The organism is Salinicola sp. CPA57, assembly GCF_003206035.1.
Taxonomy (GTDB): domain Bacteria; phylum Pseudomonadota; class Gammaproteobacteria; order Pseudomonadales; family Halomonadaceae; genus Salinicola; species Salinicola socius.
Window position 1 is genome coordinate 244,091 of sequence record NZ_PZJR01000003.1, and the last position, 12,830, is coordinate 256,920.

The window sequence follows — 12,830 nt, forward strand, 5'->3', positions numbered from 1 at the left end:
CGCGTCGAATTCAGCTTCGTGACACCGCCGGTCAGGGCCGCGTCGAAGATGCGCAGGCAGTGGTCCCACGCCCCCTGACGGCGCTCGCCACCCGCCCGTGGTTACTGCTCATACGCAAGGAGATAGCGTGGTGCATGATTTTTCGCGGAAACGAGAAGGCCGGCGTCTGCTGACGTCGCTCCTCGCCGCCCTGAACCTGGTCGGCGTCGGTACGGCACTGGCACAGGACTCGCTCAGTCAGGCCAGTATTCAGGCCCAACAGACCCAGGCCGCACTTCAACAGCGTATCGATGACGCCGACGACGCCACCCGGGAAGCCTTGCAGCAGCTGCGTCAGGCCAACCAGCAAGCCGATCGGCTCGAGAGCTACAACGCCGAGCTGGCGCCGATCGTCGATAATCAGGCCAAGCGTATCGCGTCCGAGAAGCAGGCGCTGACCCAGATCAATGTGACCCGAGAGGCGCTGCCGGGCGAGTTGCGCGACATGGTCGAGCAACTGCGCGCCATGATCGGTGCCGACATGCCATTTCTGCGTGACGAGCGTCTGGCTCGCGTCGACGACCTGGAGCAGATGCTGTCCAGCGACGACGCGTCCCAGGCGGACAAGCTGCAGCGAATCTTCTCCGCCTGGCGTGCCGAGCTCGCTTACGGGCGGGAGATGGATCAGTGGAGTGGTCCGCTCGAGGGGGCACAGTCCGATGCGGCAAGCCAGGGTAGTCAGCTCGCGCGGGAAGTCGATTATCTCCGGGTCGGACGGACGGGCTGGTACTACGTGACGCCGAACGATCGGGCCGGTGGTGTCTGGAGCGTCGCCAACGACGAGTGGGAAGCCTTGAACGGTGACCAGATCAGTGAAGTGCGTCGCGGCATCCGGATCGCCCAGGATCAGAGCGCGCCGGCGCTGCTGCACCTGCCGGCATCGCTGGTCGTCGAAGATGGTCAGTCAGCGGCGGAGGGACAGTCATGACACGTCACGCATGGTGGTTGGCATTGCCCGTCGCGGCGATGACGTTGTTGCCCGGCGTCGCCGGTGCGCAAGCGGGTGGCGCCGGCGGTGGCGATGTGCCGTCGATGCAGCAGGTACTGGAGTCGTTCCGCGCCGATAGCCAGGCAGCCGAACAGCGCGATAGTCAGCGGCTGGAGACGTTGCTCGATGATCGGCAGGCGCTGCAGCAGGCCGTTGCGGATGCCCAGCAGCGTCTGCAGGCGGCTCAGGCCAAACGCGATCAGCTGGAATCCCGCCAGTCCGCTCAGCAACAGCAGCTGACGGCGCTGCAGCAGCAGCGTAACGAGCAGGCTGGCGACATCGGGGACATATCCGGGATCGTCAAGCAGCAGGCCAGCGAGCTTCGGGACGCGCTGGGCGAGAGCTGGCTGACGATCGGGGGTAACGCTCAACTGCCGCCTCGTCTCGACGATCGGGGTCTGGTCGATCTGCAGACTTTGAATCAGGTACGTCAGGACCTGGCGGGGCTGATCGCGGAAAGTGGGCGCGGTGTAAGGTTTCAGGCTCCGGTGGCCCGTGCGGATGGCGATGTCACTCAGCGTGATGTGGTTCGCCTGGGTGACACCGTGGCGTTCAGCAATGGCGATCTGCTGCAGCGAGTTGGCGATGACGGACGCCTCTCGGTATTCGCGGCAACGCCGAGGGATGCCCGTCAGGCGCTGCAGGCGTTTCAACAGGGAGACGGCAACCAGATCGTGATCGATCCGACCGATGGCGACGTGCTGAGTGCGCTATCCCAGCAGCCGAGCCTGTGGGAGCGCTTCGAGCAGGGCGGCTACGTCGGCTACGTGATCGTCGCGCTGGGACTCGTCGGTCTGCTGGTGGCACTGCTCCAATACGGCTATCTGCTGCAGGTCAGCGCGCGTATGCGCCGACAGATGCGGCAGCCCGAGGCGCTCAGCGAAGACAATCCGCTGGGGCGGGTCCTCAAGCGATTTGCCGCTCTGGGCCGCGATCATGCCCCGGAAGCGCTGGAGGCGCGTCTCGACGAAGCGCTGTTGGCAGAGCAGCCGCGCCTGGAACGGGGGCAGCCGATCGTCAAGCTGATCGCCGCCGTCGCGCCGTTGCTGGGCCTGTTGGGCACGGTGACCGGCATGATCGTCACCTTTCAGTCGATCACGGTGTTCGGCACCGGCGATCCGCAGCTGATGGCGGGTGGCATCAGCCAGGCGCTGGTCACTACCGTTCTCGGGTTGATCACGGCCGTACCGCTACTGTTCGTCAATACCGCTTTGAACAGCCGCAGCCGTCGATTGATCGGGCTGCTGGAAGGCCGTGCCAGCGCGGTTCTGGCCGAGCATCTCGAGGCCGAAACGATCGCTGTCGCCCACGCCGAGGAGCGCCGTCATGGTGCTCACGCTTGAGCCTATCCGCTGGCTGATCAGTGCCGGCGGCGAGGTGCTGGTGCTGATCATGCTGGTGGCAATGGTGCTGTTCGCGATTTCGCTGGAGCGTCTGTTCTATTGGCGGTTCACCCATCGACGTGCCCGTCGGGTGTTGATCGAGGCGTGGATTCGACGCCGCGATCACTCGAGCTGGAGTGCGCTGACGCTACGTGAAGTGTGGACGAGCGAGTTGATCGCCCGGCTGCGCCTGCCATTGCCGTGGCTCAAGCTGCTGATCGCGATCTGCCCATTGCTCGGCCTGCTGGGAACGGTGACCGGGATGATCCAGGTATTCGATAGCCTGGCCCTGACCGAGAGCAGCCAGGCCCGAGCGATGGCCGACGGCGTTGCCCAGGCCACGCTGCCGACGCTTTGCGGGATGGCCGTCGCCGTGGTCGGGCTGCTTTTTGTCACTCGTCTGGAACAGATCATTCGGCGCGAGGATCAGCGGCTCCATGACCGCATGGCCCGCGCCGTGGAGGACTCTCATGCGTAGGCGTCGCTTGCGGGAAGCCAGTGACGACTCGACCGGCATCGATCTGACGCCGATGCTGGACGTCGTTTTCATCATGCTGATCTTCTTCATCGTCACCACCAGTTTCATCAAGGAGAGTGGCGTCGAAATCCAGCGGCCCGAGTCGAGCGAGGCAACGGCACGCCAGGACACCCAGGTGCTGGTCGCCATCACCGGCGAAGGTGCGATCTGGGTCGACGGCGAGGCGGTGGACGCCCATCGCGTCGGGGTTCGTGTCGCGCAACTGGTCTCCGGTGATGGCAGCGTCGTGGTCCAGGCCGACAAGAACTCGACGACCGGCTTGCTGATCCAGGTCATGGATCGCATCCATCAGGCCGGTGTCGAAAACGTTGCCGTGGCTGCCAATCGGGGCGCCGGCTGATGCGCAGGTTGGTCGGGCTGGCGGGTGGCGCGCTGCTGGCGTTGCTGTTGTTCTATCTGTTGGCGCTGCTGGTGGCACCGCCGGTGCCGGATCGGACCCAGGTGGTGACGCCGACGGCGATCTCGATGGTCGATTCGCCAGATCAGCAGCAGGCAGAGCCGACGCCAACCTCGCCGGCATTGCCGACCCCTCCGAGTGCGCCGCCGCCACCGCCGGCAGCGACCCCCGTCCCCGCGGCTGAGGCGCCAAGCCCGGTGGAAATCCCGGAGCCCGATACCCCACCAATGCAGACGCCGGATCTGACGCTGGATGAGTCGCTACCCGAGCTGAGCGAGGCGCGGCCGGAGCCCGAGCCGAAGCCACAACCGCAACCCGAGGCTGATCCGGAGCCACAGCCGACGCCAGAAACCGTGGCGGAAGCGGCGCCCCAGCCCGAAGCCGCGAATGGCCCGGCCCAGCCCGATCCCGCGCCGCAGCGGCCGCCGCAGGGCACGCAGGCGTCTCCCCGCGATGTCGGCCAGCTGCAGCCTACCAGTCGGGTCAATCCGTCCTATCCGATGCGCGCGCGCCGTCGGGGTATGGAAGGGTATGTGGAGGTCAGTTTCATCATTCAACCCGACGGGCGCGTCGATACCGACAGCCTGCGAGTGATCGATGCCGATCCGGCGAACGTCTTCGATCGTGCGGTGGAAGAGGCCGTGTCCCAATGGCGGTTTCCGCCGGCGGACGATGTTCGGCGCGCCACTCAGCGTATCCAGTTCCAGTTGGAGGGCTGATCGTGAATTCCAAGAAGGGCTGCCGTCCGGGCAAGCGCTACCTGCCTCTGGTGACGGCGATTCTGTTCAGTCTCGGCGGCGTCCCGCCGGTGGAGGCCGAGGGTCCGGCGCTGCGTGCGGACATGATCCAGACGCTGCAGTCGATGCAGTCGCAGCTCAAGGCCGGCGAGGACGCGGCGGTGGCCTCGCGCGCCGCGGCCTCGGCCGCGCGTCTCGAAGGGGGCAATGCCGCGGATCGTTGGGCGCGCGCGCTGTTTCTGCAACTGGCGGCCTCGGCCAATGCCCAGCAGGGGAATGACGCCGAGGCTGCGGATCAGTTCGCCGAAGCGCGTCGCATCGACGACGTTCCCGATACCCGCCGTCTCTCCTGGCTTTATCAGGAAGCGCGTTTGCGTCTGAGCGCCGGCCAGACCCGGCAGGGTGCGGATCTGTTGACACGGTGGGTCGAGCGCAGCGGCGGCGACGACGCCTCACGCTGGCTACTGGTCCAGGTGCGCGCCTCGCTGAAAGAGTGGTCGGCCGCGGCCGACTCGCTCGATCGTATAAGTGAGTCGGATACAGGGGGTTGGAGCCCGTCGCAACGGCAATTGGCGAGTACCGTCTATCAGCAGACGGGGCGTTTCGACGATGCGCTGGCGCTGTTGGGCGACGGCGGGAATTCGCCCGATGCATGGCGTCGCGCCGCCGCGCTCGCCCGGCAAGCTGGCGATGACGGCCGTGCCGCCGCAATCTGGGAAAGCGGCTGGCGACGCGGCGTATTGACCTCGAACGACGACCTGCTGCAACTGGCCAGGTTGCATATCGCGGGTGGAACGCCGGCACGTGCCGGCGAGCATCTGACTCGATGGCTGGACAGTGGCCAGCTGGATTCCAGTACCGCGAATCTTCGCCTGCTTGCCGAGGCGTGGACGGCGGCGCGCCATCATGATCAGGCGCTGGCGGCATGGCAGACACTGGCCGAACGAAGCGATCGGGCGCAGGACTGGCAGCAGTTGGCCGAGCTCTCTTACGGTTGGGGTGAATGGCAGACGACGCTGGACGCACTTGCCGGTTTGCGCCGGTCGGGTGGCGAGATTTCCGGCCGCGATTGGCTGCTGCAGGGCATCGCCGCCACGCAGCTCGACCGGCCCGATGTAGCGCGCAAGGCGTTTCGTCAGGCCAAGGCGGCGGGCGTCGAGCAGGCGCAGCAGTGGCTGGATTCGCTGGGCTAGACGGTGGATTGGGCGCCAGGTTGGGCAGGCCGGGCGAAAGGCGGCTGCCAACGCGGGACGCGATAGGGAACGAAAACGGCGACGCCTGGGGAATCCGGGCATCGCCGTTTCGGATCCCGCGAGCTCGTGGCATCGCGGCGCTCACCGATCGACTCGGCTTGCGTCAAATCATCTCAATCCAGCGCGAACTCGGTCCACACCGGGGCATGGTCGGATGGCCGCTCCATGCCGCGGAGATCGTAGTCGATACCGGCCTGCCGCGTGGCCAGGGCCAGCGGTTCGGTGACCAGGATATAGTCGATCCGCAACCCGCGCTTGGGTTCGCGATCGAAGCCCTTTGAGCGGTAGTCGAACCAGCTGAAATAGTCGCTGCTCTCCGGGTGGCAGCGTCGGTAACTGTCCTGTAGCCCCCACGCCTTGAGACGTTCCAGCCACTCGCGCTCCTCGGGCTGAAAGCTGGTCTTGCCTTCACGTAGCCAGCGCCTGCGGTTGTCTTCACCGATACCGATATCGATATCCGCCGGCGAGATATTGAAGTCGCCCATGATCGCCAAACGTTCGGACGGCCGATGCTGCGTTTCCAGCAACTTGTTGAGACCGGCATAGAAAGCGCGCTTGTTGGGGTACTTGGTCGGATGGGCGATATTCTCGCCCTGAGGAAAATAGCCGTTCCAGACCGTCAGCGGTTCACCGTCGCCCATATCGAGCGTCACGCCGATCAGGCGGCGCTGCGCCTCCTCGCCATCATCCGGCAAGCCGTAGTGCACGGCTTTCGGTGCGGCTTTGGTCAGCATCGCGACGCCGTAGTGGCCTTTCTGTCCGTGGAAGTGGACGTGATAACCCATGGCTTCCACCGCTTCGCGGGGGAATTCGCTGTCCTGAACCTTGGTCTCCTGCAGACCGATGATATCCGGTGCGTGGGATTCGATCAGCGCGGCGAGCTGATGCAGTCGAGCGCGGATGCCGTTGATGTTGAAACAGACCAGGCGCATCAGTCGGAGCCCTCCTTGTTCGAGGCGTCACCATCGACGCCGGACGAATGCAGCGGCAGCGGCGGGGCACTCTGGCGCTGCCGCTTTCGCTCGGCCTGCAGTTTTCGCTGCTGGGTTTTCTTGTCGACGAAGCGGCGCGACGGAGCGACTTCATCGGGATGGTCATGGCGCCAGCGGCGATAGTCTTTGCGCTTGCCGGTACGGATCGTCACCTTGTCGGCCAGCGACCGGGTCTTTTTTCTGCGAGTCATGCGCGCAACCTGTCAGTTTCAGCAAAATCGGGCAAGAGAGAGTCGAGCGTGAGCGCGGATCTGATCGGCCAACACTCACCAAGAAGCGTTGTGTGGCATTCTAACAGGCAGCGCCGGTCGTGCCATCGGTTACCAAGAGCGCCTCGTTCGCATCGATGTTCGGCCTGGTTCGCTGACGTTGATCGACTGGGCTCGCGACGTTAGCGGGTCAGGCTGGTACAATAGCGTCGGCTCGCGTTGGGCGTAGCCCTTGCGAAGTCGTCGACCATCGCGGCGAGGTAACGCCTCAAAAGGCGTGCATGCCTCTCCCGCCGTGCCGTTGACGGCGTCAGCCATCGCGAGTCAAACCGTCAATCGATTTCGGACATTCGTCATAACTATGAGTGAGTCTGACAACACCCAGGCCCCGGCACAGAACCGTAGACCCAAGCGGCGTCGGCGCAAGCCACGCAAATCGCAGTCGCGGAACACTTCCAACTGGTCGCTGAAGCAGTTTCAGGTCGAGCCCGTAGCCGGACGCTGGCGGTTTCATGATTTCGACCTGCCGACGTCACTGATGCGAGCGATCCAGGCAGAGGGTTTCGAGTACTGCACGCCGATCCAGGCCGAAGCCCTGAAGCACACGCTGCTCGGCGGCGACGTGGTCGGCAAGGCGCAGACCGGTACCGGCAAGACAGCGGCCTTCCTGATCTCGATGCTGGCCTACTTCCTGGAAGAGGAAGCGCCGGATGGGCAGAAGCCGGGAACGCCGCGTGCGCTGATCGTCGCGCCGACCCGCGAGCTGGCATTGCAGATCGAGAAGGACGCCAAGGCGTTGTCGCGTTTCACGTCGCTGCATGTGGCGAGCGTCGTCGGTGGCATGGACTACCAGAAGCAGCGTGATCAGCTGAGCAAGAATCTGGATATTCTGGTGGCGACACCGGGACGACTGCTCGATTTCCAGCAGAAGCGGGATATCGATCTGTCCCAGGTCGAGGTGCTGGTGCTGGACGAGGCCGATCGCATGCTGTCGATGGGTTTCATCCCGGACGTCAAGCGCATCATTCGCTATACGCCCAAGCGCGAGGAACGCCAGACCTTTTTGTTCTCGGCCACCTTCACGCCGGATATTCTCGGTCTCTCCGAGCAGTGGACCCAGAATCCGGCGCACGTCGAGATCGAGGTGACCACCGACAACGCTGCCAATATCGATCAGCGGGTCTATCTGGTCGGCGACAGCGAAAAGCGCAAGCTGCTGTTCAATCTGGTCCGTCAGGAAGCGATGGAACGGGTCATCGTGTTCGGCAATCGACGCGACCTGGTGCGGGAGCTGGATCAGATGCTGCGCGATCAGGGCATCAACGCGGCCATGCTTTCCGGCGATGTGCCGCAGAATCAGCGGATCAAGACGTTGGAGCGTTTCCGCGAAGGCGAAGTGACCGTACTGGTGGCGACCGATGTCGCCGGACGCGGGATCCACATCGAGGACGTCAGCCACGTCATCAACTTCACGCTGCCGGAAGACCCCGAGGACTACGTCCACCGTATCGGACGTACCGGCCGTGCTGGAGCCAAGGGCGTGTCGATCAGCTTCGTCGGTGAAGAGGATGCCTTCTCGCTGCCCGAGATCGAAAACTACATCAACGGCAAGCTCCCCTGCGAGCATCCGCCCGAGTCCATGATGTCGTAAGCCGATGATGTCTTGAACGACCGAGATCATCGACGACTCGGCTCTGCCGATCGCCCACCCTCGGTGGGCGATCTTCCCTGATCTTCGTTCCGGAAAGCGCATGCTCGACGCACCCCTCAAGCAGGAGATTCAAGAGGCTTACCGGCGCGTGCTCGAAGGGCTGGAGCTCACGCCGCGTTACGGCCAGCGTCTGATGATCGCGGAGATCGCGCGCACGCTGGCGTCGATCGAGCAGGATGACCAGGGCAAGAGAACCTCCAACGAGCACGTGTGCGTGCTCGAGGCGGGCACTGGCACCGGCAAGACGCTCGCCTATCTACTGGCGGCCTTGCCGGTGGCCAAGGCCCGCGGCAAGCGGCTGGTCGTGGCCACCGCCACGGTGGCTCTGCAGGAGCAGGTGCTGAATCAGGACCTGCCCATGCTGAAGGCCCACAGCGGGCTCGACTTCGACTACGCGCTGGCCAAGGGGCGGGGGCGTTACCTCTGCGTGGCCAAGCTGGATCAGGCGCTGGAAGGCGCCGAGCCCAACCCGACGCTGTCGCTGTTCGAGCAGACCATCGCCACCGATGCGGGCGGCGACTTTCCGCAGTTGATCCAGGAGATGGCCGATACCTACGCTTCCGGTAACTGGGAAGGGGATCGGGACAGCTGGCCGGTGGCTATCGACGACCGGGACTGGCGGCGGCTGACGGTGGATCATCGTCAGTGCACCAACCGCCGTTGCGGCCATTTCGGCGCCTGCGCCTATTTTCGTTCGCGCCGACATCTCGATCAGGCCGACATCATCGTCGCCAATCATGATCTGGTGCTGGCGGATCTCGCGCTGGGCGGGGGAATGATCCTGCCGTCGCCCAAGGACTGCATCTACGTCTTCGATGAAGGGCACCATCTGCCGGACAAGGCGCTGGATCACTTCTACCATCGCTTTGGAATCAACGCCACGCTGCGCTGGTTGCGTACGCTGAAGAAGTCGTTGACCGAATTGAATACTGCGCTGGGCGCTCAGCCGACGCTGGCCCGACTGCTGGCGACCTTTCCCGAGCGAATCGCGGCGCTGGAACCCAGGCTGGGCGATGCCTATGCCATGGGCCACCAGATTGCCGGGCTCGAAACCGGCGCTGGCGACGAAACACAGCACTTTCGCTTCCCCAACGGCCGTGCCCCGCAATCGCTGATCGAGCTTGCTCAGCAGCTGGTCATACCCTTTGCCGAGCTGTCACGGGATCTCGAGACAATGAGCGATATCCTTCGCGAGAGTCTCGACCCGGACAAGTCGACCGGGCTTCCGCGTGAGCAGGCCGAGCCGTGGCTGCCGTTGACGGCATTACTGCACGGTCGCGCGCTGGAGGCGCACTCGCTGTGGACGGCCATGGCCAAGCCTGACCCGGCAGGGCAGGCCCCCCAGGCGCGCTGGCTGACGTTCCAGAGTTTCGGCGGCGAGCCGGAGCTGACGTTCTCGGCGAGCCCGGTATCGGCGGCGGAAACGCTGGCCCGGCATCTCTGGGGCAGCTGCTACGGGGCGGTGGTGACGTCGGCGACGCTGACCGCGCTCAACCGCTTCGAACGGTTGCAGGAGCGGGCGGGGCTGGCCAATCGCTATCGCTATCAGCGTCTGCCGAGCCCGTTCGATTATTCCCGCGCCATTCTCAGCGTGCCGCGCGAGGCGGTCGAGCCGGGGGACGCCATGGCTCACGACCGCTCGATCGTCCAGTTCATCGAAGGGCTCGATGACCACGAAGCGGTGTTGGTGCTGTTCTCTTCACGCAAGCAGTTGCGTAGCGTGGCGGATGCCTTGCCGGAGCCATGGGCGTCGCGTCTGCTTTCCCAGGACCGGTTGCCCAAGCGCGAGTTGCTGGAGCGCCACCGCAAGGCGGTCGATGCCGACAGCGGCAGCTTGATTTTCGGGTTGGCGAGTTTTGCCGAAGGCATCGATCTTCCCGGCCGCTACCTGACCCATGTGGTGATTACCCGACTGCCGTTCTCGGTGCCGGACGACCCCGTCGGGGCGACGCTCGCCGAGTGGATCGAGAGCCAGGGCGGCAACCCGTTCATGCGCATTTCGGTGCCGGATGCATCGATCAAGCTGGTGCAGGCGTGCGGGCGGCTGATCCGCAAGGAGAACGACAGCGGTCGTATCTCGCTGCTGGACCGACGTGTCCTGACCCGGCGTTATGGCAAGGCATTGCTGGATGCATTGCCGCCGTTTCGACGCCAGATCGAGGGCGTGGAATCGGGCGAGCCGGCCAAGCCTTAGCTCAGCCGTTGCCAGCCTCAGCCTTTGCCAAACCTCGGCCTTCGCCAAACCTCACTTTGCAGAACTTTGGCCTTTGCTGAACCTTCGTTTGCAGAACATCACCCACTCGATCGTACGGGCTCAAAAAGCCGCTGACGCTCCACATGAAGACGCCCGGCGCTGTTAACCCAGCGCCGGGCGTCCTGTTTGAAACCTGGCCGTGTCGGGGACAGTCGATTTCGAATCAGTCGGCGGACTGCTGGCGCGACAGGAGCGGAGTTTTCAGTTGTACATCCATCTCCATGAGTGCGCGCTCGGTGGTCGGCCAGTCGATGCAGGCGTCGGTGATCGAGACGCCATATTCGAGCTGGCTACGATCCTCGGGGATTTTCTGACTGCCCCAGCCGATGTTCGACTCGATCATCAGGCCGATGATCGAGCGATTGCCATCGAGAATCTGGTGGGTCACGTTCTCCATGACCAGCGGCTGTAGTGCCGGATCCTTGTTGGAGTTGGCGTGCGAACAGTCGACCATCAGGTTGGCTTTGAGGCCTGCCTTGTGCAGTTCCTGTTCGGCCAGCGTGACGCTGACGCTGTCGTAGTTGGGCTTGCCATTGCCACCGCGCAGCACCACGTGACCGTAGGCGTTGCCCCGCGTGCGGATGACCGCCACCTGGCCGGCCTGGTCGATCCCCAGAAAATTGTGCGGGCTGGCCACCGACTGCAACGCGTTGACTGCCACGTCGAGGCTGCCGTCGGTACCGTTCTTGAATCCAACCGGGCCGGAGAGGCCCGAGGCCATTTCACGGTGGGTCTGGGATTCGGTGGTCCGGGCCCCCACGGCAGACCAGCTGATGCAGTCCTGCAGGTACTGCGGCGAGATCGGATCCAGCGCCTCTGTGGCCAGCGGCAGACCGATCTCGGCAAGATCCACCAGCAGCCGGCGAGCGATGTGCAGGCCTTCTTCGATCTCGAATGAATCGTTCAGGTGTGGATCGTTGATCAATCCTTTCCAGCCGATGGTCGTGCGAGGCTTCTCGAAGTAGACGCGCATCACGATATAGAGGCTGTCGCTGACGGCGTCGGCAAGCTTGCGAAGACGTCTGGCGTAGTCGCGAGCGGCATCCGGATCGTGAATCGAACACGGACCGATGACCACCAGCAGACGAGGATCTTCACGATCGAGAATGCGCTGGATGGTCTGGCGCCCTTCGATGACAGTGCGCTCGGCGGATTCCGTGAGCGGAATGTTCTGCTTCAACGCTTCCGGGGTAATCAGGACATCCTGGGAAAGAACGTTGAGATTGTTGACCTGCTGTTCCGACATGCTGGGGCCCGTTGACTCTGATGGTGACTGCGCGTGGAGCGCGTACTATGGAGGTTGCGGGGTATAAAAATCAACTTTCCGAACCCGTTTCGCCTTGGGTGTCGGCGTCGAGTTGCCGAGTCGGCAACTTGATGGGGCGGGGCAAAACGTCAACACTGGGCCGGCTTCGCGTGCTAATCCATCGTTTCTGTTATAAGTTGCACGCCTGTCATTGAATCGTGAGCCTTAGAGGCTCCAGGTTGGATCATGAGCGTATTGTCTCCTAGTCATCATCATTGTCATCACTCTGTTGTTCCGCCGTTTTCGGTTCTGCAACTGCCGGTGCCCAGTCGTTCGGGGAGGCGTTGAATGGGTGTCCGAGAGACCGATCAGCAACTCGTCGAACGCGCGCAGAAAGGGGATACCCGAGCTTTTGATCTTCTGGTAAAGAAGTATCAGCACAAGATCCTCGGCCTGATAAGCCGTTACGTTCAGGATCACTCCGAAGTGCAGGACGTGGCTCAGGAAGCCTTCATCAAGGCGTACCGGGCGCTGGGGAGTTTCCGCGCCGAAAGCGCGTTCTATACCTGGATGTATCGCATCGCCATCAATACCGCGAAGAATTATCTGGTTTCGCGGGGTCGTCGTCCGCCGGGCAGCGATCTGGACATCAGCGATGCAGAGCTCGTCGATCAGAGCGGGCGACTGTCGGATATCGAATCTCCGGAAGCGGCAATCGCCCGCGATCAGCTCGAGGCAGCCGTGTTCAAGGCGATCGAGCAGTTGCCGGATGATCTGCGTACCGCGATCACGCTGCGCGAGTTCGACGGTCTTTCCTACGAAGATATTGCCACGATCATGGAGTGCCCGGTGGGCACCGTTCGATCGCGGATCTTTCGCGCTCGGGAGGCGGTCGACAAGCATATCGAACCGCTGCTGGAACATGGCAAGCGCGATGCGGTCAATGACGCCTGATGGTCCCGGCAGTCGATCCCGAGCCATCTTTAGAAGCCGAGACACGATCGAATCGCGAAAGATGAATCGAAAATGAACTGTCGCCGATTTCTGTCGTCATAGTGGGGCAGGTGATAGCCAAGACGTCGTC

At 63.6% G+C, this 12,830-nt stretch carries 12 protein-coding genes; 9 read left to right on the forward strand and 3 right to left on the reverse strand.

Annotated features, from left to right (window positions below; translation table 11 throughout):
- The first annotated feature begins 127 nt into the window (after positions 1-127).
- The 6 genes from DOM36_RS03425 to DOM36_RS03450 are packed head-to-tail and all read left to right on the forward strand — an operon-like array spanning position 128 to position 5,274.
- The gene (locus tag DOM36_RS03425; protein ID WP_232823713.1) at positions 128-967 is read left to right on the forward strand and encodes a DUF3450 domain-containing protein; all 840 of its coding nucleotides are present in this window, start codon (positions 128-130) and stop codon (positions 965-967) included.
- Positions 964-2,370 carry a MotA/TolQ/ExbB proton channel family protein gene (locus DOM36_RS03430; protein WP_232823714.1) on the forward strand — a complete coding sequence of 469 codons (1,407 nt, stop codon included), beginning with the start codon at positions 964-966 and terminating at the stop codon, positions 2,368-2,370. Before DOM36_RS03425 ends, DOM36_RS03430 begins: the two co-directional genes overlap by 4 nt.
- The gene (locus DOM36_RS03435; protein ID WP_110641359.1) at positions 2,354-2,887 is read left to right on the forward strand and encodes a MotA/TolQ/ExbB proton channel family protein; all 534 of its coding nucleotides are present in this window, start codon (positions 2,354-2,356) and stop codon (positions 2,885-2,887) included. The genes DOM36_RS03430 and DOM36_RS03435 overlap by 17 nt, the downstream gene beginning before the upstream one ends.
- Positions 2,880-3,287, forward strand: a complete 408-nt coding sequence (locus tag DOM36_RS03440; RefSeq protein ID WP_110641361.1) for a biopolymer transporter ExbD — start codon at positions 2,880-2,882, stop codon at positions 3,285-3,287. The genes DOM36_RS03435 and DOM36_RS03440 overlap by 8 nt, the downstream gene beginning before the upstream one ends.
- Positions 3,287-4,063 (forward strand): energy transducer TonB, encoded by a 777-nt coding sequence (locus tag DOM36_RS03445; RefSeq protein WP_110641363.1) that lies wholly within the window; start codon positions 3,287-3,289, stop codon positions 4,061-4,063. Before DOM36_RS03440 ends, DOM36_RS03445 begins: the two co-directional genes overlap by 1 nt.
- Positions 4,064-4,065: 2 nt before the next feature.
- A complete protein-coding gene (locus DOM36_RS03450; protein WP_110641365.1) occupies positions 4,066-5,274 on the forward strand; it encodes a hypothetical protein in 1,209 nt (402 codons plus the stop codon).
- Between the two features lie 173 nt (positions 5,275-5,447).
- Here the strand turns inward: DOM36_RS03450 and xthA are convergent, their stop codons facing one another.
- The gene (gene xthA, locus DOM36_RS03455; protein WP_110641367.1) at positions 5,448-6,266 is read right to left on the reverse strand and encodes an exodeoxyribonuclease III; all 819 of its coding nucleotides are present in this window, start codon (positions 6,264-6,266) and stop codon (positions 5,448-5,450) included.
- The gene (locus tag DOM36_RS03460; protein WP_075568858.1) at positions 6,266-6,517 is read right to left on the reverse strand and encodes a hypothetical protein; all 252 of its coding nucleotides are present in this window, start codon (positions 6,515-6,517) and stop codon (positions 6,266-6,268) included. The genes xthA and DOM36_RS03460 overlap by 1 nt, the downstream gene beginning before the upstream one ends.
- Positions 6,518-6,896: 379 nt before the next feature.
- On the opposite strand from DOM36_RS03460, the gene rhlB reads away from it, so the two are divergent.
- Positions 6,897-8,186: an ATP-dependent RNA helicase RhlB gene (gene rhlB / locus DOM36_RS03465; RefSeq protein ID WP_075568857.1), complete on the forward strand. Its 1,290-nt coding sequence runs from the start codon at positions 6,897-6,899 to the stop codon at positions 8,184-8,186.
- 100 nt (positions 8,187-8,286) lie between these two features.
- Positions 8,287-10,440 (forward strand): ATP-dependent DNA helicase DinG, encoded by a 2,154-nt coding sequence (dinG, locus tag DOM36_RS03470; RefSeq protein WP_110641369.1) that lies wholly within the window; start codon positions 8,287-8,289, stop codon positions 10,438-10,440.
- 223 nt (positions 10,441-10,663) lie between these two features.
- Here dinG and DOM36_RS03475 read toward each other — a convergent pair whose 3' ends face one another.
- Complete coding sequence (locus DOM36_RS03475) at positions 10,664-11,746, reverse strand: 3-deoxy-7-phosphoheptulonate synthase (protein ID WP_075568855.1); 1,083 nt, start codon at positions 11,744-11,746, stop codon at positions 10,664-10,666.
- 348 nt (positions 11,747-12,094) lie between these two features.
- On the opposite strand from DOM36_RS03475, the gene rpoE reads away from it, so the two are divergent.
- Positions 12,095-12,700 carry an RNA polymerase sigma factor RpoE gene (gene rpoE / locus DOM36_RS03480; RefSeq protein WP_075568854.1) on the forward strand — a complete coding sequence of 202 codons (606 nt, stop codon included), beginning with the start codon at positions 12,095-12,097 and terminating at the stop codon, positions 12,698-12,700.
- Positions 12,701-12,830 lie beyond the last annotated feature (130 nt).

What these genes read in the sequence shown, in the direction of transcription:
- DOM36_RS03435 (WP_110641359.1), top strand. Translation starts at nt 2,354, where the DNA reads ATGGTGCTCACGCTTGAGCCTATCCGCTGGCTGATCAGTGCCGGCGGC.
- DOM36_RS03475 (WP_075568855.1), bottom strand. Translation starts at nt 11,746, where the DNA reads ATGTCGGAACAGCAGGTCAACAATCTCAACGTTCTTTCCCAGGATGTC.
- rhlB (WP_075568857.1), top strand. Translation starts at nt 6,897, where the DNA reads ATGAGTGAGTCTGACAACACCCAGGCCCCGGCACAGAACCGTAGACCC.
- rpoE (WP_075568854.1), top strand. Translation starts at nt 12,095, where the DNA reads ATGGGTGTCCGAGAGACCGATCAGCAACTCGTCGAACGCGCGCAGAAA.
- DOM36_RS03440 (WP_110641361.1), top strand. Translation starts at nt 2,880, where the DNA reads ATGCGTAGGCGTCGCTTGCGGGAAGCCAGTGACGACTCGACCGGCATC.
- DOM36_RS03430 (WP_232823714.1), top strand. Translation starts at nt 964, where the DNA reads ATGACACGTCACGCATGGTGGTTGGCATTGCCCGTCGCGGCGATGACG.
- DOM36_RS03445 (WP_110641363.1), top strand. Translation starts at nt 3,287, where the DNA reads ATGCGCAGGTTGGTCGGGCTGGCGGGTGGCGCGCTGCTGGCGTTGCTG.
- xthA (WP_110641367.1), bottom strand. Translation starts at nt 6,266, where the DNA reads ATGCGCCTGGTCTGTTTCAACATCAACGGCATCCGCGCTCGACTGCAT.
- dinG (WP_110641369.1), top strand. Translation starts at nt 8,287, where the DNA reads ATGCTCGACGCACCCCTCAAGCAGGAGATTCAAGAGGCTTACCGGCGC.
- DOM36_RS03460 (WP_075568858.1), bottom strand. Translation starts at nt 6,517, where the DNA reads ATGACTCGCAGAAAAAAGACCCGGTCGCTGGCCGACAAGGTGACGATC.